This is a genomic window from Streptomyces sp. NPDC002156 (assembly GCF_053593675.1).
This window is the reverse complement of record NZ_JBSFDA010000034.1, coordinates 18,464-43,634: the sequence shown is the minus strand read 5'-3', so window position 1 is coordinate 43,634 and position 25,171 is coordinate 18,464. Positions and strand designations below refer to the sequence as shown.

The following is a 25,171-nucleotide window of genomic DNA, read 5'->3' as shown; positions in this document are numbered from 1 at the left end:
TGGGAGGCCTGGAGGCCCGCCAGGCCTCATGCCCCGGACGAGCCCCCGACGCGGCCCGGACGCGGGCCCGGACGAGGTCCCCTAGGGGGCTCGCGCCGCTCTACGATGACGACCATGTCGACTCCTGTGGAACTGCTGGTCAGGGACGCCGAACTGCTCGTCGTGGACGGCGGGCGCGAGATTCCCGGCGGGTGGGTCGCCGTCGACGGCGGGCGTGTCACCGCCGTGGGCGCCGCCGGGACCGAGCCCGAGGCCCGGTCGACCGTGTCGGCGGCCGGGCGCCTGGTCACCCCGGGCCTGATCAACACGCACCACCACATCTACCAGAACCTCACGCGCTCCTACGCGCCCGCCGTCAACGGCACCCTCTTCGACTGGCTGACCACGCTCTACCCGCTGTGGGCGGCGCTCGACGAGGAGGCGGCGTACGTCTCCGCGTACGTCGGCATGGCCGAACTCCTGATGGGCGGCTGCACCACCTCGTCCGACCACCTGTACGTGCACCCCCGCCCCGGACTCGTCGACGCCGAGATCCGCGCCGCCCGAGACATCGGCTTCCGCTTCCACGCCACGCGCGGCTCCATGACCCGGTCCGTGGAGGACGGCGGCCTGCCGCCCCGGAGCGTCACCCAGACCGAGGACGAGGTCCTCGCCGACAGCGAGCGCCTCATCAAGGCCCACCACGACCCGGAACCGGGCGCGCTGATCCGGGTCGCCCTCGCGCCCTGCTCACCCTTCTCGGTGACCAAGGAGCTGATGACGGCCACCGCCGAACTCGCCGAGCGCCACGACGTACGCCTGCACACGCACCTCGCGGAGGACCACGACGAGGACACCTACTGCCTGGAGACCTACGGCTGCCGGCCCGTCGAGTACTTCGAGGAGGCCGGGTGGATGAGCGACCGCACCTGGGTCGCCCACTGCATCTATCCGAACGACGCCGAACTGCGGCGCCTGGCCGCCGCGGGCGTCGGCGTCGCGCACTGCCCCAGCTCCAACATGCTCATCGGCGGCGGCACCGCGCGCGTGAAGGAGATGCGCGAACTGGGCCTGCCCGTAGGCATCGGTTGCGACGGCTCCGCCTCGACCGACCACGCCTCGCTCTGGATGGAGACCCGCGGCGCCCTGCTCCTGGGCCGCTACCGGGGCGGCCCCGGCGCGATGACCGCGCGCGACGCCCTCGACATCGCCACGCGGGGCTCGGCGCGCTGTCTGGGCCGCGCCGACGAGATCGGGCATCTGCGGCCCGGCGCCTGTGCCGACCTGGTCGTCTGGGACCTGCACGAGGTGGCGCTCGCCGGTGCGCTCAGCGACCCCGTGGAGGCGTGGCTGCGCTGCGGACCCGCGCGCGCGTGGACGACGATTGTCGCCGGACGGGTCCTGGTCGACCGGGGCGAACCCGTCCTGCCGGGCCTGCGGGACGCGCTCACCGACCACGGCAGGATCGCCCGCCGAATGCAGGAGCGCGCGTAGAGGCTGTCATGCCCGACGCCGCGTCCACTCCGGCTCCGTGCGTGCCCACGCGCGTTCCCACTCCCCGAGCCGACGCTGAACGGCCGTACGGTGTACGGCGGTTCGGGCGAGGAGGGTGACGCCGACGGTCGCGCCCGCGGCGCAGATCCCGACGGCCACCGCATGCTGCTGGACAGCGGCGGCGCCGGGCGGCGGGGCGACGGCCTGCCCCTGCGCGTCGAGCCACAGGTCGATGACATCACCGCGCCGCGTACCCGCCGGAACGTGCGCCGTCGCCGTACGCGCCCCTCCGCCCGGCTCCGTCCACAGCACCTGTACGCGGTACAGGTGCTGTCTGCCCGCGAGCGCCGAAGGCTCCACGGGTCCGGCGACGGCCACCGCACGCACCTGATGCCGCTCCGCCCGCTGTGCGTCGGCCGTCGCCCGCGCCTCGTCGTGCGCCCACCGGGCCGCGAGGGCCCCGACCAGGGGCGCGCCGACGCACAGCACCACGGCGACGACGAGCACCGTCCACGCCTCCACGACGTCCGACCGACGGCGCAGCGGATTGCGCCGCCAGCGCCAGCCGTACACCCGCGTTCCCCTCCGGACCTCCACCCACCCATCGTCGCGCGCGACACCGACCGAACGGGAGCCGCGCACGAGGGGTCGTGCACACGACCGGCCCACGCCCCCATAGGGCCGGCGCACCACCGTGGCCGTGGCCTCGGGCGTGCCCGGGAAGGCGCGGGGGCCGCACCCTTATGCCGGGAGGCCGTCAACCGCCCGGCTCGGGCGCCTGCGGGCGCACGGGGTGCCACTGGGGGCCGGATTCAGATCCGGTTCACGGGTTGGCTCGCCGCGACCAGCAATCGTGGGGCGTGTTCGACGAAGGCGTTGGAGCCGCGTACGTACCTCTCGCACCCGCTGCCGGCCGCCCGGCCCGGGTACCGGCGGGCGCATGGGCACCGCCAGGGGCGGGATCCTCAGCCGAAGCGTTCGATGCGGATCCGGTCCACGGGCTGGCCTGCCGCCACCAGTAGCCGGGAGGCGTGCTCGGCGAACGCGTTGGAGCCGCACACGTACGCCTCCCATCCGCCCGGGGGCTGCTCGTCGGCCAGCAGGGGCGTCACGTGGGCCGCCGCCAGCCGTCCGACCGGCACGCCCTCGGGCGCGCGGCGCGTGAAGACGGGCGTGGTCTCGGCGCCGTACTCCTGTGCGTAGATCAGGTCCTCGGGGCCGCGCGCGGACACCAGCAGCCGTAGTGGCACGGACAGGTCGCGCGCGCGGTGGTGGCGGATCATCGACATCAGCGGTACGACCCCGGAGCCCGCGCCGATCAGCAGTGCGGGGCGGTCGCCCGGCCAGGCGAAGAAGCCGCTGAGGGGGCCGCGCACCTCCACCTCGTCGCCGGGTTTGGCCACCGTGTGGAACCAGCCGGAGACCTCGCCGTCCTCGACATGGTCGAGGGTCAGTTCGATGTGCCCGGTGTCGTCCGGGGGTGAGGCGATCGAGTAGTGGCGCTGGGCCGTGTAGCCGTCGTCGGCGGTCAGTCGCAGCATCAGGTGCTGGCCGGGCAGATGACCCGCCCAGCCGGGCACCGCGAACCGGAAGGTGGACGCCTGGGGCGTCTCCCGGCGGACCTCGGTGAGGGTGGCCGTCTGCCAGAGGGCCGCCGCGCGGTTGCTGACGGCGATCCGGCCGGGCACCGCGAACCGCGTCACCGGCACGAACTCCGGTTCGGCCACCCGGGTGTCCGCGCCCTGAAGGGGCGCGGGGAACGGCGCGATCGGCCACGACGACGCCGCGGACAGCCGACGGCCCGTCGCGGAACTTTCAGCGGAGCGCTCAGTCACCGGAGTACCTCTGTTCCTCCCACGGATTCCCGCGCGCGTGATAGCCGTTCTGCTCCCAGAACCCCGGTTCGTCGTGGTCGAGGAGCCGCAGCCCCGCGATCCACTTGGCGCTCTTCCAGAAGTACAGATGCGGCACCAGCAGCCGCGCCGGACCGCCGTGCTCGGCGGGCAGCGGCCGGCCCTCGTACTCCCAGGCGATCCACGCCCGTCCGCCGGTCAGGTCGGCGAGCGGCAGGTTCGTGGTGTACCCGGTGTGGGAGTAGGCGACGGCGTGTGTCGCTGACGCGTCGGGCCGCACCGCGTCGAGAAACGCGTCCAGGGACACACCCCCGAACCGCACCCCGAACTTCGACCAGCTCGTCACACAGTGGATGTCACCCTCGTACGCCGACCCGGGCAGCGCGTGGGCCTCCGCCCAGTCCCAGGTGCGGGGTGCGGCCACCAAGCCGTCGATCCGGAAGGACCAGTCCGCGGGCGCCAGATCAGGGGTGACCTCGGCGGACAGGACGGGCCAGTCGTCGCCCGCGTCGTACTGACCGGGCGGCAGACCGGCGTTGTGGACGCGCGGGCGTCCGGTGAAGCCTCGGGTGACGTTCATAGGGTGGGCGCCTCACGGTCAGGCCTGGTCAGTCGGTACGCGTACCACCGTACGGGGTCGCCGTGCGGCCCCCTGACCCCGGGCCCGTGGTGATCATTGCGGCCGTATGAACTCTCAGCCGTCACGGGAATAGCGCTCCGGAGATCGACCTTGCCCTGGATACCGGTTGATCCGGTTGGTCCGGTGGTGAGCGAAGGAGAGTGGGAGCACATGCCCAAGGCGTACGTCTTCACACGGTTCGGCGGTCCGGAGACCGAGGCGTTGGTCGACGTGGACCGGCCGCGCCCCGGTCCCGGGCAGCTGCTCGTGGCGGTGCGCGCGGCCGGTGTGAACCCCGTCGACTGGAAGCAGCGCACCGGCTACGCGCGCGCGGGCGGCGGGGCGCGCGAACTGCCCGCCGTCTTCGGCAACGAGGTCGCCGGAGTCGTCGCGGAGGTCGGTGAGGACGTCACCGGCTTCGCCGTCGGGGACGAGGTCCTCGGCAACCCGGTCGCCGGCGGCTACGCCGAGTACGTCCTGCTGCCGGTCACCGTGACCGCCCACAAGCCCGCCGGGCTCTCCTTCACGGACGCGGCGGCCCTGCCCGTCGCGGCGGCGACCGCGTACGACGGCATCGTCCAGCTCGCCCTGCCCGCGGGCGCGACCCTGCTGGTCACCGGCGCGGGCGGCGGGGTCGGCGCCGCGATCCTCCAGATCGCCCGGGCCCGGGGGCTGCGGGTCGTCGGGGTCGCGAGCGACGGCAAGAAGGACTTCGTCGAGTCGCTGGGCGCGGTCCACGTGCCGTCCGGCCCCGACCTGGCGGCACGGGTGCGGGCGGCGGCCCCGGAGGGCGTCGACGGCGTCTACGACCTGATCGGCGGCGAGGTGCTCGACGAGGCCGCGACCCTGCTGACCGACCGCACGAAGCTGATCACGGCCGGCGCGTCCGCCGAGGACGTGGAGCGGCTGGGCGGCGCCCGGGTCGTCCGCGCCCGCGACGCCGCCGTCCTCGACGCGGTCGCGGACCTCGTCGTACGCGGTGCCCTGGACCCGTATGTGACCAGCACCTTCCCGCTCGACCGGGCCGCCGAGGCACTGCGTACGGTCGAGGAGGGCCATGCGCGCGGCAAGACGGTCATCACGGTCGGGGTCGCCCGATGAGCGACGGCACGGATGTTCTCGACAACCCCGCCCTGGCCTCGTTGACCGGCCCGCACGCCCACTTCGCCGAACGGCGCGGCCGGGTGCTGCGCTACCCCGTCGACGTCTCGCCGTGGCTGGCGCTGCCCGACGAGCCCGACGCCGACGACTGGGCCGATGCCGCCGCCCTCGCGGGCCACGGCGCCGAGGTGCCCCTGGCGGGCTTCGCGGGACAGGTCCCGAAGGGCTGGGAGATCACGTTCGAGGTCGACGGTGTGCAGTTCGTCGACGACGGCGTCGCCGCCGCACCGGACCCGGAGGCGGTCCGCCTCGGCCCTGCGGACGTCCCCGAGATGCTCGACCTCGTCGAACGGACCCGGCCAGGACCGTTCCTGCCCCGCACCGTCGAGATGGGCACCTATCTGGGCATCCGGCGGGACGGCGCCCTCGTCGCCATGGCGGGGGAGCGACTGCACCCGCCGGGCTGGACCGAGATCAGCGCGGTCTGCACCGACCCTTCGGTTCGTGGCCAGGGCCTCGCGACCCGGCTGATCCTCGCCGTCGCCCACGGCATCCGCAGCCGGGGCGAAACCCCGTTCCTGCACACCGCCGCCGAGAACACCAACGCCATCCGGCTCTACGAGTCCCTCGGCTTCCGGCTGCGCCGCAGAACCGCGTTCCTGGCCGCCCGTGTGCCCGAACACCTCGGCGACGAGCGGGAGTTGGCGCTGCCGTAGCGAGAGTGTCGGGGTGCGGGAGGGCGTGGGCCCGACCGTTCGGGTAATGTTGCCGTCCGGCTGTGGAACGCCCCAGCCGGACATCACCTGGGAGGTGAGACCCATTACCGCTGTGTCAGGTCGGGTGCTCTCACCTCGAGGCAACGTGGACCGCCTCCGCTAGGCGACCGCGAGAGCGCCCTTCGGCTTCCGAAAGGCTCGCGGCTCCATGCCCCCCAGTTCCTCCGGTACTCCCAGCTCCTCCGGTTCCTTCGGTTCTTCTTCGCTCGATCCCTCCCCGGCCTCCGTCGCCGCCGTCCTGCGCGCCGCCGGCTGTGTCTTCGCCGAGGACGAGGCCCGGCTCGTCCTCTCCGCCGCTCGTGACCCGGACGAGCTGGCCGCCATGGTCACCCGCCGCGCCTCAGGCCTGCCGCTCGAACACGTCCTCGGCTGGGCCGAGTTCAGCGGTCTGCGCATCGCCGTCGAGCCGGGCGTCTTCGTGCCGCGCAGACGTACCGAGTTCCTCGTCGCCGAGGCCCTGGCCCAGGCCCCGGACGCCTCCGTCGTCGTGGACCTGTGCTGCGGCTCGGGCGCGGTCGGCGCCGCGCTGGCCGCCGTTCTCACCGGTGTCGAACTGCACGCCGCCGACATCGACCCCGTGGCCGTGGAGTGCGCGCGTCGCAATGTCGCCGCGTACGGCGGACACGCCCACGAGGGTGATCTGTTCGACGCGCTGCCCGTCGGTCTGCGCGGGCGGGTCGGCATCCTTGCCGCCAACGTGCCCTATGTGCCCACCGAGGAGGTCGGGCTGCTGCCGCCGGAAGCGCGTGACCATGAACCGCTTGTCGCCCTGGACGGGGGTGGCGACGGGCTCGACGTGCTGCGGAGGGTCGCTGCGCGGGCCTCGGAGTGGTTGGCGCCGGGTGGGTGTCTCCTGGTCGAGACGAGTGAGCGCCAGGTGTCTTCGGCGACCTTGGCGTTCGAGATGGGTGGGCTGGTCACGAGGCTGGCGGTGTCGGAGGAGCTGTACGCCAATGTGGTGATCGGGGTTCAAAGTTGAGGTTCCGCTGGATGGTCGGTGTTTTCGTCTGCGGGTGCGTTGTGGCTGGTCGCGCAGTTCCCCGCGCCCCTACGGGCGCTGGCGCTCCGCGCCCCGCCCCCGCCCCGTCCGCTGGCCGGGGGGCGGGACGGGGCGCGGGGAAGAGGCGGGGTCGCTCAGAGGCGGTACGGCTTTGAGCGGCGGCGTAGTACCCATGCCGCCGCCACCGCGCCGCACACCACCAGGGTGCCGCCCGCTGCGAAGGTGAGGGTGCCGTAGTCCTTGGTGGCGCCGCCCAGGCCGCCCATGACGCCCCGGGAGGGGGAGGCCGTGGCCGAGATGGTGGGCGTCGAGGCGGTGCTGACGATGACCGCCTGGGAACCTGCGGTGGCACCGTTCGTGCACTGCACGGTGACGGTGTAGGTGCCGGGGCTGACGCCCGACCAGACGGCGGACTGGCTGGCGCTCGTGCCCGAGAGCGGCTCCACACGCCCTTCGTTGAAGGACCGCTGACTGCTGTTGAGGAGCGAGGCGCTGCCGTAGCCGCTGCCGCTGCTGGTGGGGCACGCGGTGGTGGTCACCGAGACCGTGGACCCGCTGGTGCTCACCGAGATCCCGGCCGCCGAAGCGGTCTGGGCGGTCAGGGCGAGCGGAAGCACTGCGGCGGCCGCCACGGTCAGGCCGGATCGGAGGAGGAATGGAACGGTTCGCATGTGGACTGCCCTCCGGCGGCACGGTTGGCGGTACGTCCCATGCGCCGCCGAGGGTCGGGGATCGCCCGTGCTGCCTCGGGGCCAGCCAACGTGCCCCTGCCCCGGCCCGCACCCGGACGGCGACCGGGCAGGTGACGGATTCGTTCGTACGGCGGACCGGTGATGGGCTGTCACGGTGGTCCGGGACCGCGGTGGGCCCCCTCGGCTCTACGCCGCCGTCACCGCCGTCCGCTCCGCCGAGAACCCGCCCCACGTCCCGTCCGGCAGCCGCGCCCTGATCCGCACCCGGTACTCCGTCCCCGCCTCCCGGCCCACATAGAAGCTGTACGACGCCCGCCCGCTCGGAACGGGCCCGCCCCACACCAGCGAGGTGGCCGGACGTCCGTCGAGGTGGATCTCGTACTCCGTGATCACGCCGTCCGCGCGCGGCGGGATCCAGGACAGGTCCAGGTAGTACGCCCCGTCCGTGCGATGGGTCGCCGCCCGGAAGCCGGTGGGGGCGGTCCCCTGTCCGGTGTCGGAGCCCGGGGCGGTCGTCAGACGTACGGGGGAGCCGGCCGCGGAGACGTTGTCGGCGGCGTCCCGGGCGCGGACGGTGAAGGTGTAGCGGGTGCCCGGCCGAAGACCGGTGACCACGGCCGTCGTCCGGTCCCCGGTCACCGTGTGGATTCTCGCCGCGCCCTGGTGGATGTCGTACGAGGCCACTTCCCGGTTGTCCGTCGACGCGTCCCAGGACAGCAGCACCGACCGGCTGCCGGTGGTCTCGCCCCGCGTGCGGCCGAGGCGGGTCGGGGCGGTGGTGTCCGTCGCGGACGCTGCTGGGGTCGTCGCGCGGACGGTCTTGCTGCGGGGGCCGGAGTGCCCGGCCTTGTTCCGGGCCCGCACCGTGAAGACGTACGTGGTGGACGGGGTGAGTCCGACGACGTCCACCATGTGTTCCGACCCGGGGACTTCCCTCACCTTCGCCGTGCCGCGATACACCTCGTACGCGGAGACCTCGGGACCGTCCGGTGCGCGGTTCCACATCACGTGCACGCTGGTCGCGCTGCCCGCTGCGGCCGTGACCCCGGCCGGGGCGGGCGGGAGCCCACCGTCCGTGTCGCTCCCGCCCGCGTCCCCGGTCCAGGTGCAGGAGACGGTGAGCAGCAGTGTCCCGCAGACGGACGTGACGTACCTGGCCACGCGTCGCACAGCTGTCCCCTCCTCCGCCCCTCCCGCACGGTATTGGTCCGGACCAATATGGACCCGCTGGGGCGTGTGCATCAAGAGGGGTGCGGTTGCTGCGTGTCCGCCGTGATTACGTATGCTGAGGCTCGTCAAGGCTGAACTCGCCCTGCTGTCTGGGCAGTTCATGTCATGGGCGCGGAACCGCTGTCGTCGCAGGACCCGCGCCGTCACGGGTGGCCGGGTCGCCGGAGCCGACACGGGCTCAGGCGCCCGGCCCCTGTCGCGAGTTCGGGGCATGCACCGTACGGCCCCCTAACGGTGGACGCGTGATCGGACCGGCACCAGATTGGGCCGAGTGTCCGTCAGATCCCCCAGGAGAGGGCCCCTATCGTGCGTGTCCACACGCTGACACTCGCCGCGGCCGGTGCCGCCCTGCTCGCCCCGACCGCGCTGCCAGCCGCTCACACGAACGAGCCGGCGCGGTACGAGGGCAGCGTCCGGGCCGTCGACCTGCTGGCCAGGGTGCAAGGCTGCACTCCTGTGTCCAACGGCCACTACCGCAGCGACGCCGGAGCCCGCGCGGACATCCCGGTCTGCGGCACCGAGGAGGCCGTCTACTGGACGGCCGACATGGACATCGACTGCGACGGCCAGGCCGGGCCGCGCTGCAACAGCAGCACCGACCCGTACTTCGCCGACACCACCGCCTACCAGCAGTCCGACGGCCGCCAACTGGACGCCGCGCGGCTGCCGTTCATCGTCGTACCGGTCGCCAGCAGCATCTGGAACTACCGCGACTACGGCATCCGGGGCGGCTCGGTCGCGGCCGTCGTCTACAAGGACCGGGTGCAGTACGCGGTCGTCGGCGACACCGGCCCCCGCGACATCATCGGCGAGGCGTCCTACGCGACCGCCGACGCGCTGGGCATCAATCCCGACCCGCACGGCGGCGGAACGGCCTCCGGTGTCACGTACATCGTCTTCAAGAACTCCAGGGTGTCGCCGATCGAGGACCATGCCGCGGCGGTGGAGGTGGGGGAGCGGCTGGCGAAGGAGTTCGTGGGCGAGGGCGTCGGCCGTGCCGGGGCCGAGGACGGCGGCTGAGCAGGCCCATGGGGGAGCGGCGGGCCGGTCCTCGAACCGTTGTTGCCCGCCGCTCCCGCCCCCCTACACCTTGCGGTACGTGTACGCCTCCGCGGCCGCCGCCTCCACCGCCGCCAGGTCGGCTCCCGTCGACGCCGTGACGACCGCCGCCACCGCTCCCTCGACGAACGGCGCGTCCACCAGGCGGGTGCCGTCCGGGAGTTCGTCGCCCTCTGCGAGGAGCGCCTTCACCGTGAGGACAGCGCTGCCCAGGTCCATCAGGACCGCGACTCCGGCACCCCGGTCCACGGAACGGGCCGCCGCGGTGATCAGTTCGGCGCTCGTGCCGAGTTCGCCGGACTCGGTGCCGCCCGCCGCGGCGACGGGAACGGCCGCACCGCCGCCGACCAGCTCCCGGGCCAGATCCGCCACCGAGGCGGCCACCGCCGCGCTGTGCGACACCAGCACGACCCCGACCAGGCCGGTCCCGTCACTCACCGGCGGTCTCCGCGAGAGCCGCGATCAGCAGCGCCGCCGAGGTGGCCCCCGGGTCCTGGTGGCCGATGCTGCGCTCGCCGAGATAACTCGCCCTGCCCTTGCGGGCCTGCAGGGGCACGGTCGCGAGGGCGCCCTGTTCGGCGGCCGTCCGTGCGGCGGCGAACGAGGTGGCGAGGGCGTCCACGGCGGGCACGAGGGCGTCGATCATCGTCTTGTCGCCGGGCGCCGCACCGCCGAGCGCCATCACCGCGTCCACCCCTGTGCGCAGCGCGTCCGTGAACTGCTCCGCGCTCACCTCGGCCGCCTCGCCGAGCGCCTTGCCGGTGCGGCGCAGCAGCGTTCCGTACAGCGGCCCCGAGGCGCCGCCGACCGTCGAGATGAGGGTGCGTCCGGCGAGGACGAGGACCGCGCCGGGCGTGTCCGGCGCCTCCTTCTCCACGACGTCGGCCACGGCGTTGAAGCCGCGCCGCAGATTGCTGCCGTGATCGGCGTCGCCGATCGGCGAGTCCAGGGCGGTGAGCCGCTCCGCCTCATGGCCCACGGACACGGCCGTCGCCGTCATCCAGCGGCGGAAGAAGTCGGCGTCGAGCACGGGGTCTCCTTGCGTGGTAGGTGCGTGCGTGGTGGGTATGTCGGTCACTGCCGTACCCGGGCTCACATGCCCCAGCGCAGACCCGCCGTGCGCACCGGCGCGTCCCACAGCCGCAGCAACTCCTCGTCGATCTCGCACAGGGTCACCGAGGCGCCCGCCATGTCGAGCGAGGTCACGTAGTTGCCGACCAGCGTGCGGGCCACGGCGACCCCGCGCCCGGCCAGCACCCGGTGCACCTCCGCGTTGAACCCGTACAGCTCCAGCAGCGGTGTCGCGCCCATCCCGTTGACCAGCAGCAGCACGGGATTGCGCGGGTTCAGATCCTCCAGTACCGCTTCCACCGCGAAGTCGGCGATCTCGCCCGAGGTCATCATCGGCCGCCGCTCCCGGCCCGGCTCGCCGTGGATGCCGACGCCCAACTCCAGCTCGCCCGGCGGCAGATCGAAGGTGGGGCTGCCCTTGGCCGGGGTGGTGCAGGCGCCGAGCGCGACGCCGAAGCTGCGGGAACTGTCGTTGACCTGCTGGGCGATGGCGCGCACCTGCTCCAACGGGCGCCCCTCGTCCGCCGCCGCGCCGGCGATCTTCTCCACGAACAGCGTGCCGCCCGTACCGCGCCGCCCGGCCGTGTAGAGGCTGTCGGTGACGGCGACGTCGTCGTTGACGATGACCTTCGCGACCTGGATGCCCTCGTCCTCGGCGAGTTCGGCCGCCATGTCGAAGTTGAGGACGTCGCCGGTGTAGTTCTTCACCACGAACAGCACGCCCGCCCCGCTGTCCACGGCCGCCGCGGCCCGCACCATCTGGTCGGGCACAGGAGACGTGAACACCTCACCCGGACAGGCCGCCGACAGCATCCCGGGTCCCACGAACCCTCCGTGCAGCGGCTCGTGCCCCGAACCGCCACCCGAGACGAGGGCCACTTTTCCGGCCACGGGAGCGTCCCGCCGTACGATCACCCGGTTCTCCACGTCGACGGTCAGCTCGGGATGGGCCGCCGCCATGCCCCGCAGCGCGTCGGTGACCACGGTCTCCGGAACGTTGATGAGCATCTTCATGGGTACCTCCTGGTGAGATTAACGGATGAGCCTCTGGCCTGTGTCTTCGCAGGTCAGACTAAGACTGTTCAGTTGTCGATCTTGGCGGTGCGTGGCGGTCGGAAGCGGGCTCCGGCGGTACTGATGCTGACTCAACGCTGATTTTGGTGACGGTTCGTCAGGTGTGGCTGGCGTGCAGTTAGGTGCTTCTGGAAGCCTTCTCTCGAAAGTATCGACGCTGAGTGAGTGGGGGTCACGTGTGCGGGCGTGAACGGGAGTGTGCGGGTTGCGCGCCCGTGAACTCCTGGGCGTGGACGATGCTCAGTCCGCTCGGCCTCCGGTTCAGGGGCAGCCTCGTCGGCTCGGACTCCGTTGGAGTGTTCGTACGGCTACGCGCGGACGATTGACCCCTTGCCCCGTCTTCCGGGGATGCCGAATACGAGTGAGTCGACGCCGGAGGGAGCTTGAACCACATCCCCTTGTCGGCCGAATTGAGGACACGGATGGTGACCCGGTAGCGGACGGCTTGCCGAGGCCGGTCGAGCGTGATCGCCTGGGATTTCGTGGTGCCAAGCAGTCATGTTCAGCCACTCGTGCAGACCGCTGAGCAGGTTCTTCGTCTGCTGGTGGTACATCACGTACATGGCCCTGACCAGTGCGAATGCGAGGTTCTAAGAGTGTTGGCCGACTTTGGCCCGTGTATGGTCCGGATCTTGGTCGTGCGCGGGCAGGGCCAGGGCGGATTGGGAGCGTGGCAGGCGAAACACGATTCGCGAAGCAGGAGACGAAGAGATCTTCTTGAAGTTGTCTACTTGGGGGTGCTGACCTGCGGCGATACGGTTTCAGTCGCCTCTGACCTGTCGGCGACGCGTGAATCGTGACCCACTTCCGACGCTTGGGTTCTAAGGTGGATTCGCATGATCGTCGCAACGTTGCAGGCTCATGGTGCCAGTGCGGCGGCGAATGCTTGAGCTAGGGTCCGCCAACTCAGGGTTTTGCGGGGTCGGTTGTTGAGCCGGTGCTCGATCGCGCGGAGGTCGTCAGCGGTGTGGAGGGATAGGTTCGTGCGCTTGGGCAGGTACTGGCGGACCAGGCCGTTGGTGTTCTCGTTCGTGCCCCGCTGCCAGGGGCTGCCCGGCCGGGCGAAGAGGATACCGTCGGCGAAGTAGGGAGCGAGTTCGTGATGACGGGCCATTTCGGAGCCTTGGTCCCAGGTGAGACTCCGACGGGCTTGCTCTGGTAGCTCGCTAAGGTTATGAGGGCGCCGCGCAGGTGGCCGAGTGCCCGTCAGGCAGCGGGATCAGGCGGAGATGGCGGGTGCGTCGGTCGACAAGGGCGGCGACGGCGGACTGGCTGGGGACGCCCACGACGGGGTCTCCTTCCCAGTCCTCGAGACGCTTGCGCAACTCGATGATCGGTGGCCTGGAGTCGATGAGGACGGCGGGTGCGACAAACCTGGGCATGCGCTGGTCAGGGCGGCGACGCTTCTTTCTCAGCGGCCGGCCGGTGCGGAGTTTCCTGGTCAAGGTCCCACACTCAGGCCGCCCTTTGCGCTTTGGTGGAGGGCTCGATAAATGGCCTCGTGGCAAGATGCCGCTCGGGGTGATCGGGTCAACGGGACCGCAGGTGAGAGGCGATCTGCTCCGGGCTCCACTCCTGATCCAGCTTGGACTGCACCTCGGCCTTCAGCTCGGGATCCGTGGCCAGCTTGGCGCGTCTGGGGCGTCCGGCTCGTTTGCGGTGAGCCGTCGGCGTCGTATCTGCCGTAGTCGTGCGGGCGGCTGTTGCGCCGCAGCTCCCGGCTGACCGTCGATGGTGCCCGTCCGAGCAGGCTGGCTATCTCGCGAATGGTCAGGCCGCGTCCGCGCAATGAGGCGATCCTCCGGCGTTGCAGCAGCGACAGGTACCGGCCAGACCGGGAGGTCTCTGGAAGATGGTCCGGTTGCAGGCCACCGTTCTCCGCCCGCCACCGGTACCCGGTCTTCCGTCCGATCCCGAGTCGCCTGCACGCCTCGACGCTGCCCACCCCGGCCCGCAGAAGGCGCCAGTACTCGGCCTTCGAGCTCCAGCCTGCGCTTACGTCCCCGCCTCGCCATGAACACACACCGAATGATCAAGGAATGTTGCGACAAGCGTTAGAACCCAAGCGTCGCTACTGGTCCACTTTTCAGCCGTCGCCGACACTGACCTGCGCGGATGGCGATTTCCGCGTTTTTCAGTGGCATGCCGCGTTGCGCAGCTGATTCTCCCCACGCGCTCCCCAGCGCCGCCCAGATTCTCCCCAGAGAGCCGCCTGTGGGAGAGCCGGTGTGATGCTGTGGCGGTATTCGAGGCGTGATGGGCACCGCTTACCTTCCGTTACCGCCAGACTCGCGGCGGTCTCTGGTCGTGCGATGAAAACGGGCAGCCTCACCACAATGACGCGTCGTATCTTCTCAGCATGTCTTCGTACCGTCGCGACCTGGTCAGTCGTGCCACCTCGTAACGAATTCCGCTCCCTGGCCACCGACATGACGGCCCGCTTGGTCGCGGAAGGGTGGCAGAACCACAACTTCGCGCCCGTCCCGGAAGGCGAACTGGCTTATGACGACACCAGTGTGTGGCGGGTCACGATCGCCCCTATGCGCTGAGCCTGTCCAGGCCGAAGCGATTGCTCAGGATCGCGTCGATCCGGCGGGAGGGCAGGAACGGCTTGAGCAGGGTGTAGGGCCACACTTCGCGGCCGAGCTTCAGCCTGATGGGGGGCTTGTCGGACAGCACGGCGTCGGCGACCTTGCGGGCGAACTCATCGGCTGGCATGGCGTTGCTGGTCTGCGATCCCTGGGCGCGGGAGGTCATCGCGTCACGCAGCCTGAAGTACCGCGAATCCGCTGAGATGCGAGCGGCCAGGCCAGCGGTTGCGGTGTCGCCGAAGCGGGTGCGAATCTGGTTCGGTTCGATGCGTACGACGGCGATCCCGAAGGGCGCGAGCTCCATCCGCATGGCATCGGTGAGCGCATGGACCGCGGACTTGGTGGAGCAGTAGACGCCGGCGAAGGGTGAGATCAGCAGCCCTGAGGTCGATCCGATGTTCACGATGGTGCCTCGACCGGCTTCGATCATGCCCTGAGCCAACTGCTGTGTGGCCGTGAGCAGGCCGAATACGTTCACCTCGTACTGCCGGCGCACATCGGCGATCGGCATCTCGATCACCGGGCCCATGGCGCCGTAGCCGGCGTTGTTGACCAGCAGGTCCACCGTTTCACCGTCTGCGGCGAGGCGTTTGATCAATGCGTTCACGCTCGCGGGGTCGGTGACGTCGAGGGCGGCGACCCGCAGTCCGGCGGCGGCCAGGTCGTTCATGGCCTCCGCCTTCAGTCCAGTCGCGTACACGGTGCGGCCGCGGCGGTGCAACTCCCTGGCCAGTTCCTTGCCGATGCCGGAGTCGCAGCCGGTCACCACGGCCACGCCCCGCTTGTCCTCGGAGGTACGGCGCGGACGCGCACCAAGGGTGTTGGTGAGCGTGACCGGTTCCCCGGCCGCCAGATCGAGCTCAAGGCGAACCTCGTCGCCGGGACGGGGGAAGCGGCGCATCTCCAGCCCGCAGCAGCCCGGCAGAGTGCCGCTCGACAGAATCTCGCCGGGGCCGAGGGACTCACCGCGTGCGGCATAGGCAACGGCTGCCCCCAGGTCATGCAGGGGTGAGGCGGTGCTGCCCTGCGCCCATACTTCCCCGTTGACCAGCGCCCGGCCGGTCAGGTCGCGCCACCGGGGCAGAACTTCGTCGGCCGTCACCACCACCGCCGACATGGCACCGGCGAACGTCTTGGCCTTCACCACGCCGCCGAACGTGCCGCGCCGGGTGTCGTCCCACTGGGTGTCACGGGCGCTCCAGTCGTTCATGACGACGAAGCCGCCGATGGCGGCCAGTCCCTCGGCCGGCGTGCAGTCCCTGACCTCGCGGGCGATGACGACGCCCAACTCCAGCTCGAAGTCAAGGACCTGGGCGAACGACGGCCATGCCACGTCGGCTCCGTCCGGTAGTACCGAGCGGTGATTGCCCATGTAGAACTGCGGCTCGCGGTAGTAGTTGGCCTTGGGGCGCAACGGAGGCAGTACGCGACCGGTCACCGCCTCGAATCCCCGCGTCAGCCGACGGACGCCCGATGAGCCGAACACGGCGACCATGCCCCTCGCCCCATTGACCATGTGGGACTCCCACAGGGCGAACGCGCGCAGCGAAGCCGGCGCGAACGGCAGCCCACCCGGCGCCCGGCCCGAGGCCCGCTCCGGATCGGCGAACACGCGCTCGGCCTCACGCACCGCTTCTTCCCCGTCGGCCAGGAAGGCCAGCAGGTCGTGGTTCCACCGCTCGCCGACAACGACCCACTCCTTGCCGTCCGGGTCCCACGCGACCAGCGCCCCGCGGTCCATCCCCAGTCTCATGCGATACTCCCGGCCAGAAGGTTACGATGTGTAACTTACGGATCGTAAGTTACGGTTCGTAAGTTGGATTGTCAATGAGCCCGCCAGGTACGGAACCATTCGGAGGACACGTGGCCGTCGCAGCACGCCGACGCCTGACCGGCAAGCAGCGGGAAGAGCAGCTGCTCGACGTCGCCGAGGACCTGTTCACCGAGCGCGGTTACGAAGGCGTCTCCGTCGAGGACATCGCCCGTGCCGCCGGCGTCAGCCGTCCGGTCGTGTACCAGCACCACGGATCACAGGAGGGCATCTTCGTGGCGTGCGTGCGACGGGCCCGCCATGAGTTCGAGGACACCCTTGTCACGGCGATCGCGACGGCCGGTGGCGACATGGACGAGTTGATCACCGCCGGAGGCCGCGTCTTCCTCGAACTCGTCGCCAACGACCCACGCCGGTGGGCGCTGCTGTTCACCTCCTCCTCCGGGCTCGGCGGCGACATGGCCGAACAGCTCATCAAGCTCCGGCGGCAGACCATCGAGCGCATCGCGGACGTTGCCTCGCCCTATCCCGTAGGGCTCGATCGACCAAGCCTCCTGGCGGCCGCCCACGTCATCTCGGGTATCGGTGAGCAGCTCGGCCACTGGTGGCTGGCCCACCCCGAGGAGGAGCTCGACCACGTGCTGCGGATGTACGTCGCCGCTGTCGGCGGTGCGGTGCGCGGGTTGCTCGCCGTGTACGAGGACGTCAACCGCCCCTGAGGCGGGCCGACTGCATCAAGGCACGCCGAAGGGCCCCACCGTAAACGGTGGGGCCCTTCGGTGACGTACTCGGTGAGACGCCGGCGACTCGTTGCGGGGGTGCCCGACCCGGGCTACTTCTTGTAGCCGGTCACCTTGGCGACCCACTCGAGGAAGTCGCCCGGGTCTTCGTTGGTGGCGTGGCCCTGGTCCCAGTAGAAGGAGTGGTTGACGTTGTCGCCGACGTTGTCCACGGCGGCGGCGAGGTTGGCGGAGATGACGTGCGAGGTGTCGGTGTCGCTGGTGCCCAGCCGGATCCACCAGTGCTTGGAGCGGTTCGGGTTGCGCTCTTCGAGCAGGTGGTACATCGGGTTCATCAGCCGCAGCTTCTCGGGGATGTCGCTCCCGACGCGCGTGCTGCTCAGGCCCGTGCTGTCGTTCTTGGCGCTGTACGCCGTGAAGTGGCGCGACTCGGTCGTACCGGTGCCGAACTCGTTGTTCTCACCCGCAGACAGATCGAAGGCGTCGAAGGCCGGCGTGGTCTTCTTCCGCGCGCCCACGTGCGCGAGGTAGTTCTCCCACGTGAAGGTCGCCTTGCCGCCGGACCAGGTGATGAACGTGTTCTTGGCCAGGTAGGTCTCGCGGCCCGAATCCGACAGGGCGGCGAGGTACTTGGTCGCGGACGCCTGGAGATAGGTCTGGAGCAGGTAGTCGTCGTAGTTGCGGGCGGTCAGGGTTCCGTAGCCGTTCAGGCCGCGCAGCTTCAACTTCGCCTGGTACTCCGCGAACTGGGACTGCAGTTCCTTCGACACCGTCTGGTCGACGACCTTGCCGGTGGACTGGGTGACGTTGGTGCCCCAGTTCCACTCGTAGGCGCCGTCGGCGTGCTCCAGGTCGGTGATCGGGCACCAGGCGCCGGTCGCGAAGATCGCGTCGGAGGCCTCGGCGGCACCGGCCTCCTTCAGGTACGTGTCGTAGATCTTGCTGTCGCCGGACGCGCCGAGCAGGGCGGACGAGGCACCACCGGCGCTGGTGCCGGTGGAGACGATCCGGGTGGCGTTGCCGGGCAGGCGGCCCTTGTTGAAGCGGATGTAGCGCACCGCGGCCTTCAGGTCCACGATGACCGCCGGGGCCGTTCCGTAGTAGGTGCCGGACGAGTCGGTCAGGCTGCGGCCGCGGGTGCCGGGCTCGACGACGACGTAGCCCGCCACCAGCGCGAGCTTCGCGAGGTTGACCATGCCGTTGATGGCCCCCGTGCCGCCGCCCGGACCGCCCGAGGGCATGCCGCTGGGTATCGACCCGTCGGTGGGCATCCCGGACGGCATCCCGCCGGTTCCGGTGCCGCCGCCGATGGCGCCCATTTCCAGCGCGGCCTGCCCCACACCCGTTGCGGTCGCGACGGTCGACGGCATGTAGGCGCCCACCGCGTTCGCCAGGACGATCGGCGCCCTGGAGGCGTCGACGGCCTTGCCGTCGATCTTGACGGGGACGCTGACGACCAGGCTCTGGTGGGTGTCGTCGCTGGGGTTGGTGACGTAGTTGCGGGGCTTGTAGAAGTGGTACGTCACCGAGTGGTCGGTACCGGACGCGTCCGCGAGCGTCTCGGTCAGTTCGGTGTAGTCGTCCTTGTCGAAGACCAGGGCGTCGGAGGATGTCGTGGAGCCCTGCTTGTCGCTCGACGCCTGCGCCGTCAGCGCGATGCCGCCGACTGCGGCGACACCGGCGGTCGCGCCGATCCCGATGACGACGTTCCTTCGCTTGATTGCCCTGTGCTGCATGGTCGCTCTCCTCATCACGCGGTTCATCGCCTGCCCTTTGTGTTGGCATTCGTGAAGCTAGTGATGTTTCGAGCGGATCGTCAACAATTTCGTCGACTTCTCAGGGAACCCTCAGCTAAATTTTTCAACGTGTGAAAAATATGGTTCCACGCTACCAGACCGGTCGGGGACAATCGGTTGCGTGATCAGTCCAGCCGACTCCGCGGACGTGCGCCGCGCCAACCTGTCCCTCGTGCTCCGCCATATCGAGGCGTTCGGCCCCTGTGCGCGCACCGAGATCGCCGCCGCCACCGGGCTGGTGCACGCCTCGGTGACTGCGCTGGTCGCGGATCTCATCGAGCGGGGGCTGGTGGAGGAGGCGGGCGCCGCGCTCTCGGGCGGGCGGGGGCGGCCTAGACGTCTGCTGCGGCTGGTTCCCGGGCGGGTGTGGACCGTGGCCGTCCAGGTGTCGTGGGAGTACGTGCGTGTGTGGGCCGCCGATCTTGGGGGTGCGGTGGTTCATGCGGAGCGGGTGGCGCATGACGTGCCGCTGGGGGCTCCTGGGCCGCCGGGCGGTCCGCCGGGGGAAGGGGCGGTGGGGCGGACGGCCGGGGCTGTGACCGGACCGGATGCGGGAGCGGTGGCTGGGCCGGATGCCGAGCGGCGAACGGGGCCGACCGGTGGGCTGATGCCCAGGTGGAAGGCCGGGCGGAAGCCCGGGCCCGTGGCCGCAATGATCGCCCGGGCCGTCGAGCGGACTGTCGCTCGGGCCGGGGGTGCGCATGTGGGGCGGGTTGTCATCGCTGTGCCTGGGCCGGTGATCGAGGGTGTGGTGGGGGCGGCCATCGGGTTCGGGTGGGGGGTGACCGATCTGGCAGGACTTGTCACCGGACACCTGCCTGACCTGGGTTGTCCGGTCGAGGTCGTCAACGAGGCGAACGTGGCCGCACTCGCCGAGTACCACGCCTTGGCCGCCGCCGGCGTCAGCCGGCCCGACACCGTCGTCTACGTCAAGGGCGAGATCGGAGTCAGCGGCGGACTGCTCATAGGAGGCCGTGTCCATCAGGGCAGCCATGGCATGGCCGGCGAGATCGGCCATGTCCCGGTGTCCCTCGACGGCCGGTCCTGCCTGTGCGGTTCGCGCGGTTGCCTGGACTCCTATCTCAGTCTCAGGGCCCTGATCGCTGCTGCCGGGATGGGCGCCCCGGCCCCGGGGCAACGGCCCGGCGACGACCGCGCCGAACTCAGCCGTCGCCTGCGGTCCGGGGACCCTCAAGCGCTTGCGGCGCTCGACCGCGCCGGCCATGCCCTGGGCGCCGCACTCCTGGCCGTCGCCAGCGCCACCGACGCCGGCGAGGCCGTCCTCGGCGGCTATCTCGCCGAGTGGGCGCCCTGGTTGACCCCCGGCATCGACGCCCGCCTCACCGGACGCCGCACCGAGATCCCGGGCGTGGGGCTCACCGTGTCCGTCGGCGTCCTCGGTGCCGACGCCACACTCCACGGGGCCGTCCAGGTGGGCCGGGACCGGATCCTCGACGACCCGACCACCGTGCCGACCGGAGATGGCGCCGCACCGATCACGGCTGTGCACGGCCGGTGAGGCCCGACGCCGGCCACCGGCCGTTGATCATCAATTCTCTCTCACACAGCTGAAACAGTGCCGGGCAGCCCATGCCGCCCACCTCTCACCGCCCGACTCGAAGGTGACGTCTGCCCGGTTGCTCATGGCTTCTCCATGCCATCCGTTTGCAGTCACTACCGTGACCTTGCCCCCGCGCCTGTGGGAGACGCCGTGCCGCCATCAACTGACCGAGCTCGCGCAGCCCCCCGGGTGGCCTGCCTCAGGGCCGGACCGGAGCGCCCGTCCTGATGACCGGCTCGGTGTGCTCGACAGTGAATGCGTGGACGGCCGTCATGACCGTGTGCTGATCGGCGACCAGATCGGCGATCTGCTTGGACGCCAGGATCTCGTCCACGGCGGCGCGGTTGTCGGCTCCGAGGACGACACATCCGTGGTAGCGGCGGAAGGTCGGATTGTCGTGCGAGATGCCGGGCGTGGGATGCGGAAGCGAGGTCCAGGGCAGGAAGGTGTACGTGCGGAGGTCACGCGCACCAGCCTCGTGGAGCGCGGGACCGATGCGCTCGTGCACGTATCTGCGGAACGCGCGGCGGCTCAATCCGCGACGTCGGCGCAGCAGCAGGACGGTGCGGTGGCCGACGCCGACGTCGTGGCCGTCGGTCCACCAGCGGCCTCCCCGTGGGCCGGTCAGGTTTCCGAGCACCCGGTCGAAGACGTTCTGCTCGTCGAGGTACACCTCTCGCATATGGACCGGGATGGTGAGCGCGCCGGCCATGCTCACCATCCGGACCTCGGCGATGCCGTCACAGCGCCAGTTCGGGGGGACGACGGTGCCCACCGTAGGAGACGCGGGCCAGTAGCCGTGATCGGTGGGGGAGAAGTGATGCTGGAGGTATTCGGCGATGCTGGGCAGCCGCGCGACGATCTGCGCGTGCGGTCCTTTCCAGTACTGGCGGGCGACTTCTCTCGGCAGGTCCTCGCGGAGCCACACCGGGAAGATTCCCGAAGTGGTCGGTACCGGAGCCGTCCTACTCCCGGTGATCGGGCTGCCCAGGCGGGTGCCAAAGGGCTCGTGGTCGCTCGGGATGTGGTTCACGCCTGCTCCGTCCGTCGCAGCATGTGGTTCTTCTGGATGCGGATCGGCTCGACGTAGCAGTCGATCGCCTTGCCGCCGAAACGGGCGATGCATCCGTTGCGGTACTCGCACACCGGCCGACCCGGCATGGGGTCCTGCACGTTCCTGAACAGGAACGGGTCGGCGATCATGGCTCGGGCCGCCGAGACGGCATCGCAGCGGCCGCTGTCGACGGCCGACTCCATCCCTTCCCTCGTGTGGAACCCACCGACGCAGATCACCGGGATGTCCAGCCGCGCGGTGAACTGCTCGGCCTGGGGGAGGTTGAAGCCCTCGCCGCCAGGGGCGAGACGCTCTGCGACACGTTCGATGACGGGGGCGGCAGCCAGCATCGCCAGGCGTCGCCGACGCGTCATCGACATCCCTGAGCCCTCGGTGATCTGTCCGCGGATGAACCCTTTGTAGTGTCCCAGGATCATGCCCGGCCACGACTCGTAGTGCGCCCTCGAGATCTCGACCGCGTCGATGCCTTCGCCTTCCATCACCTTGGCGACGCGCACGAGCTCGGCAGTCGTCGCCCCGCGGCGCAGGGGGAGCATGTCGGTGCCGTTCAGCTTGAGCAGTACGGGGAAGTCGTCGCCGACGCGGGTGCGTATCGCCCGGTACACCTCGCGCAGCAGGCGCATCCGGTTGTCGAGGCTGCCGCCGTACCCGTCGGTGCGGCGGTTGGTGTGCGGGGTGAGGAACTGGCCGAGCAGGTAGCCGTGGGCGGCGTGGATCTGTACGCCGTCGAACCCCACGCCCCGGGCCCGCTCCGCGGCGGCCGCGAAGGTCTCCACCACGGCCGGGATCTCGTCCCGGCGCAGGGGCCTCGGTTTCGTCCCGTACAGAGGCTCGCGCACCGCTGACGCGGACACAGGTGACTTGCCGGGGTCGGCCGACCTGACCATCTGGCGACCACCGTGGTTGAGCTGGGCGATCAGGAGGCTGCCGCCGCTGTGCGCCAGGTCGACCCAGTCCCGCAGTCCGGCCTTCTTGTCGTCGGCGTCGATGCCGGCCTGACGTCCGGCGGACTTGGACTGCAGAGAGACGTAGAGGTTGCCTGTGACGATGAGCGGGGTACCGGCCCGCACCATCGGTTCGTAGAACTCGAGCAGTTCGTCCGTCACGTACCCGTCGTCGGTGGCACGGGTCTCGCTGGTCGCCGACTTGTAGAGCCGGCCCGGCACGGTGAGCGGGCCGATCCGCAAGGGGCGCAGGAGCGGGCTGGTCGGGGGAGTAGGCATCGGTGGCTCTCCTCTACCTCATGGATGCTGTGATGTTCGGGCGCGTCGTGGCCGAGTCGTCCACGACGGCCGGTTGCCAGTGCTGCCGGTTCAGTGGTCGGTAAGTGCTCGCGCCGCGACGGCCGCGGTGACGCGCTGGTAGGAAGGCCCCACGATGCGGACGAAGGCGTCGAGGAACTTCGCGTCGGCGCCGACGAGGACACGTGCCTTGTTCCTGCGGACGCCGCGCAGAATCGTCCGTGCCGCGTCGTCGGGGGAGATGCGGGCCAGCTTGCGGTCGAAGAGGTTGACCACTGCGGCTCGGTCGTCGCCGGCCGGCACACCCGCGTTGCGTGCGATGGCCGTCTTGACGCTGCTCGGGTGCACACACGTGACCTTGACGGGGTGGCCGGCCGCCAGCATCTCCTGGCGCAGCGACTCGGTGAAGCCACGCACCGCGAACTTCGCCGAGCTGTAGGCACTCTGCCCGGGCACCGACATCAGGCCGAACAGGCTCGAGACGTTGACCAGGTGTCCGTCCCCCGACGCGATCAGGTGCGGCAGGAACGCCTTGCTGAAGTTCACCACGCCCCAGAAATCGACGTTCATGATCCGTTCGACGTCCTCGAGAGCGGAGCGCTCGAACGCGCCGTGGTACTCGATGCCGGCGTTGTTGTAGAGCTGATGGACCCGCCCGAACCGACCGACGACCTCACCGGCGTAGCGAAAGACGGCCTCACGCTCGGAGACGTCGACCCGCGCTGCTTCGACGTCGGCGCCGAACGCCTCGACTCGCCGTACTGTTGCGGCGAGCCCTGCGGTGTCGACGTCGGACAGGGCCAGCCTGGCCCCCTTGGAGGCGAGTGCGACGGCCAGCGCCCGGCCGATGCCGGAGCCCGCTCCGGTGATGACGGCGACCCTGTCTGCGAATGCGTTCACGCGGCTCGATGCCTTCCGATGGGTGCGGGCGGGCCGCAGGTCGATGCCGGGTGGGCTCAGGGCAGCAGCCCGACTGAAGTCGGGCGGTCACCCTGCCCTGTCCGCGACGCGTCCCGGCGGCCGGACCTGGCGTGTGACCCGCTGGCTGGCGAGCCTGTCCCTGGGCCCGCAGAGGCGTGTCCGCTACTCGAAGTAACGGGCGCCAGCAGTGAGTGTGGCGCGGTGCACGAGGGTTTGCTTGACATCATGCGACAGAATTTTTACTTTGCACGACATGGAACCATTGGTGCGGGCCGCGACCCTGCGGGGCTGGGCGAGTCTGGTCCGCCAGCTCGGCGGGAACCCGGACGCGCTGCTCGCATCGGCGCGTCTGCCCGGTCAGGCGCTGGACGAGGAGGATGCCCTGGTTCCGGCGCGCGCTGCGATGCATCTGCTGGAGGCGTCGGCGGTAGGTCTGCGCTGCCCGGACTTCGGTCTGCGGATGGCGCATGCGCAGGACCCGACCGCACTTGGACCACTGGCCCTGGTCCTGCAGAACACGCCGACCGTGCGGGAGATGATCCAGACCGCGGCGCAGTACCTGTTCGTGCACAGCCCGTCGCTCACCCTGGCGCTGGTCCCCGCGGGCCAGGAGTTCCCCGGCCACGTCGCGATGCGCTTCGAGATGGTGCTCGACCCCCGCCCGCCCGCCCGTCAGGCGATGGACCTGGGTCTCGCCACGGCCCACCGGCTTCTCGGCCTCGTCGTCAGGAGCGGATACCGGCCCCGGGCCGTGCTGCTGCCGCACTCGCCCGCTGCCCCGCTGTCGAGTTACGTGCGCTTCTTCGGAGCCGAAGTGCGACCGGAACGTGCCCACGGTGCCCTGATCATCGACGAGCGTCTGATGGACGTCCCTCTCCAGGACGTCGACGAGACGATCCGCCGGGTCGCGACCAGCTACCTCGACACGAACTACCCGGCGCCCGGCTCGTCCACGGCCGACCTCGTCCGCACCGCGATGGCGCGAACTCCCGGCGGGCGGGCGGGAGCGGGCCTTGAGCAGGTGGCGAGAATGCTGGCGCTCCACCCCAGGACACTGCAGCGCCGCCTGGCCGAGGAGGAAACCAGCTTCGACCACCTGCGCGACGAGGCGCTGAGGGAACTGGCGCACCAGTACCTCACGGAGTCCTCCCTTTCGATGTCGCACGTGGCACTCGCCCTGGGCTTCTCCGAACAGTCGGCCCTGACGCGTGCTTGCAGGCGCTGGTTCGGACAGACGCCGACGGCGCTTCGTCGCGGCAACCGGTAATCCCTCGCCCGCGGTGCCGATCCGGCCCAGCGGTACGGCCTCCACCGCGGACCGCCGCATCCCGGGTTCCTCGGTGAGCGGAGAGCATGTCGGTGTCGATCATGCCGGGCGCCACGTCCCCCCCCCGAATCCGGCGATGCATTCAGGGATGGGGCGGTAGAAGCGCGAGGTGACCTCGTAAGGGCCGACTGCGGCGAAGGCGGCGAGCCAGGTCCGTACGCAGCCCCCACCTCGCGGGTGCTCAGGCGACGGTGGACGGC

The 25,171-nt window shown here is 70.6% G+C and carries 22 protein-coding genes and 1 pseudogene; 9 read left to right on the top strand and 14 right to left on the bottom strand.

The genetic code is table 11. The features are described 5' to 3' along the window. The first annotated feature begins 114 nt into the window (after positions 1-114). Positions 115-1,473, top strand: a complete 1,359-nt coding sequence (locus ACWCRB_RS16755) for an 8-oxoguanine deaminase (RefSeq protein ID WP_450996757.1) — start codon at positions 115-117, stop codon at positions 1,471-1,473. Positions 1,474-1,479: 6 nt separating this feature from the next. On the opposite strand, the gene ACWCRB_RS16750 is transcribed toward ACWCRB_RS16755, so the two are convergent. From ACWCRB_RS16750 to ACWCRB_RS16740, 3 genes are all read right to left on the bottom strand, one after another. Beyond that, positions 1,480-2,070, bottom strand: coding sequence for an Rv1733c family protein (locus tag ACWCRB_RS16750; protein ID WP_450996756.1), 591 nt, complete (start codon positions 2,068-2,070; stop codon positions 1,480-1,482). Between the two features lie 368 nt (positions 2,071-2,438). Beyond that, a complete protein-coding gene (locus tag ACWCRB_RS16745; RefSeq protein ID WP_450996784.1) occupies positions 2,439-3,161 on the bottom strand; it encodes a ferredoxin reductase in 723 nt (240 codons plus the stop codon). A 139-nt stretch (positions 3,162-3,300) separates the two neighbouring features. Then, positions 3,301-3,906 (bottom strand): sulfite oxidase-like oxidoreductase, encoded by a 606-nt coding sequence (locus tag ACWCRB_RS16740; RefSeq protein WP_450996755.1) that lies wholly within the window; start codon positions 3,904-3,906, stop codon positions 3,301-3,303. Positions 3,907-4,116: 210 nt separating this feature from the next. Between ACWCRB_RS16740 and ACWCRB_RS16735 the strand changes: the two genes are divergently transcribed. The 3 genes from ACWCRB_RS16735 (at position 4,117) to ACWCRB_RS16725 (ending at position 6,801) form a co-directional block, all read left to right on the top strand. Next, the gene (locus ACWCRB_RS16735; protein ID WP_450996754.1) at positions 4,117-5,046 is read left to right on the top strand and encodes an NADP-dependent oxidoreductase; all 930 of its coding nucleotides are present in this window, start codon (positions 4,117-4,119) and stop codon (positions 5,044-5,046) included. Continuing rightward, a complete protein-coding gene (locus ACWCRB_RS16730; RefSeq protein WP_450996753.1) occupies positions 5,043-5,762 on the top strand; it encodes a GNAT family N-acetyltransferase in 720 nt (239 codons plus the stop codon). Before ACWCRB_RS16735 ends, ACWCRB_RS16730 begins: the two co-directional genes overlap by 4 nt. A gap of 208 nt (positions 5,763-5,970) precedes the next feature. Further along, a complete protein-coding gene (locus tag ACWCRB_RS16725) occupies positions 5,971-6,801 on the top strand; it encodes a putative protein N(5)-glutamine methyltransferase (RefSeq protein WP_450996752.1) in 831 nt (276 codons plus the stop codon). Positions 6,802-6,956: 155 nt separating this feature from the next. Here ACWCRB_RS16725 and ACWCRB_RS16720 read toward each other — a convergent pair whose 3' ends face one another. Both ACWCRB_RS16720 and ACWCRB_RS16715 read right to left on the bottom strand, forming a co-directional pair. Then, complete coding sequence (locus ACWCRB_RS16720; protein ID WP_450996751.1) at positions 6,957-7,493, bottom strand: hypothetical protein; 537 nt, start codon at positions 7,491-7,493, stop codon at positions 6,957-6,959. A gap of 207 nt (positions 7,494-7,700) precedes the next feature. After that, the gene (locus ACWCRB_RS16715) at positions 7,701-8,684 is read right to left on the bottom strand and encodes a fibronectin type III domain-containing protein (protein WP_450996750.1); all 984 of its coding nucleotides are present in this window, start codon (positions 8,682-8,684) and stop codon (positions 7,701-7,703) included. A gap of 366 nt (positions 8,685-9,050) precedes the next feature. Between ACWCRB_RS16715 and ACWCRB_RS16710 the strand changes: the two genes are divergently transcribed. Further along, positions 9,051-9,764: a glycoside hydrolase family 75 protein gene (locus ACWCRB_RS16710; RefSeq protein WP_450996749.1), complete on the top strand. Its 714-nt coding sequence runs from the start codon at positions 9,051-9,053 to the stop codon at positions 9,762-9,764. Positions 9,765-9,827: 63 nt separating this feature from the next. Here ACWCRB_RS16710 and ACWCRB_RS16705 read toward each other — a convergent pair whose 3' ends face one another. The 4 genes and pseudogenes from ACWCRB_RS16705 to ACWCRB_RS16690 form a co-directional block, all read right to left on the bottom strand. Continuing rightward, entirely contained in the window at positions 9,828-10,241 is a 414-nt protein-coding gene (locus tag ACWCRB_RS16705; RefSeq protein WP_450996748.1) for a PTS-dependent dihydroxyacetone kinase phosphotransferase subunit DhaM, read from the bottom strand. After that, positions 10,234-10,833: a dihydroxyacetone kinase subunit DhaL gene (gene dhaL, locus ACWCRB_RS16700; protein WP_450996747.1), complete on the bottom strand. Its 600-nt coding sequence runs from the start codon at positions 10,831-10,833 to the stop codon at positions 10,234-10,236. Before dhaL ends, ACWCRB_RS16705 begins: the two co-directional genes overlap by 8 nt. Positions 10,834-10,895: 62 nt before the next feature. Continuing rightward, positions 10,896-11,888, bottom strand: coding sequence for a dihydroxyacetone kinase subunit DhaK (dhaK, locus tag ACWCRB_RS16695; RefSeq protein ID WP_450996746.1), 993 nt, complete (start codon positions 11,886-11,888; stop codon positions 10,896-10,898). A 919-nt stretch (positions 11,889-12,807) separates the two neighbouring features. After that, positions 12,808-13,963, bottom strand: a pseudogene (locus tag ACWCRB_RS16690) (IS30 family transposase). 375 nt (positions 13,964-14,338) lie between these two features. Between ACWCRB_RS16690 and ACWCRB_RS16685 the strand changes: the two are divergent. Beyond that, positions 14,339-14,497: a hypothetical protein gene (locus tag ACWCRB_RS16685; protein ID WP_450996745.1), complete on the top strand. Its 159-nt coding sequence runs from the start codon at positions 14,339-14,341 to the stop codon at positions 14,495-14,497. Here the strand turns inward: ACWCRB_RS16685 and ACWCRB_RS16680 are convergent. Further along, entirely contained in the window at positions 14,487-16,292 is a 1,806-nt protein-coding gene (locus ACWCRB_RS16680) for an SDR family NAD(P)-dependent oxidoreductase (protein WP_450996744.1), read from the bottom strand. The two genes, ACWCRB_RS16685 and ACWCRB_RS16680, sit on opposite strands and share 11 nt — an antisense overlap. A 110-nt stretch (positions 16,293-16,402) precedes the next feature. Here ACWCRB_RS16680 and ACWCRB_RS16675 point away from each other — a divergent pair, with 110 nt between their 5' ends. Next, positions 16,403-17,029, top strand: a complete 627-nt coding sequence (locus ACWCRB_RS16675) for a TetR/AcrR family transcriptional regulator (RefSeq protein WP_405534749.1) — start codon at positions 16,403-16,405, stop codon at positions 17,027-17,029. 113 nt (positions 17,030-17,142) lie between these two features. Here ACWCRB_RS16675 and ACWCRB_RS16670 read toward each other — a convergent pair whose 3' ends face one another. Continuing rightward, positions 17,143-18,786 (bottom strand): subtype B tannase, encoded by a 1,644-nt coding sequence (locus tag ACWCRB_RS16670; protein ID WP_450996743.1) that lies wholly within the window; start codon positions 18,784-18,786, stop codon positions 17,143-17,145. A 181-nt stretch (positions 18,787-18,967) separates the two neighbouring features. On the opposite strand from ACWCRB_RS16670, the gene ACWCRB_RS16665 reads away from it, so the two are divergent. Next, a complete protein-coding gene (locus tag ACWCRB_RS16665; RefSeq protein WP_450996742.1) occupies positions 18,968-20,365 on the top strand; it encodes an ROK family transcriptional regulator in 1,398 nt (465 codons plus the stop codon). A 241-nt stretch (positions 20,366-20,606) separates the two neighbouring features. On the opposite strand, the gene ACWCRB_RS16660 is transcribed toward ACWCRB_RS16665, so the two are convergent. The 3 genes from ACWCRB_RS16660 to ACWCRB_RS16650 all read right to left on the bottom strand — a co-directional run bounded on the left by ACWCRB_RS16660 (position 20,607) and on the right by ACWCRB_RS16650 (position 23,623). After that, positions 20,607-21,440, bottom strand: coding sequence for a hypothetical protein (locus ACWCRB_RS16660; RefSeq protein WP_405534746.1), 834 nt, complete (start codon positions 21,438-21,440; stop codon positions 20,607-20,609). Then, the gene (locus ACWCRB_RS16655) at positions 21,437-22,705 is read right to left on the bottom strand and encodes an NADH:flavin oxidoreductase (RefSeq protein WP_450996741.1); all 1,269 of its coding nucleotides are present in this window, start codon (positions 22,703-22,705) and stop codon (positions 21,437-21,439) included. Before ACWCRB_RS16655 ends, ACWCRB_RS16660 begins: the two co-directional genes overlap by 4 nt. 90 nt (positions 22,706-22,795) lie before the next feature. Continuing rightward, positions 22,796-23,623 carry an SDR family NAD(P)-dependent oxidoreductase gene (locus tag ACWCRB_RS16650; protein WP_405534744.1) on the bottom strand — a complete coding sequence of 276 codons (828 nt, stop codon included), beginning with the start codon at positions 23,621-23,623 and terminating at the stop codon, positions 22,796-22,798. Positions 23,624-23,897: 274 nt separating this feature from the next. Here ACWCRB_RS16650 and ACWCRB_RS16645 point away from each other — a divergent pair, with 274 nt between their 5' ends. Further along, a complete protein-coding gene (locus ACWCRB_RS16645; RefSeq protein ID WP_450996740.1) occupies positions 23,898-24,911 on the top strand; it encodes an AraC family transcriptional regulator in 1,014 nt (337 codons plus the stop codon). Positions 24,912-25,171 lie beyond the last annotated feature (260 nt).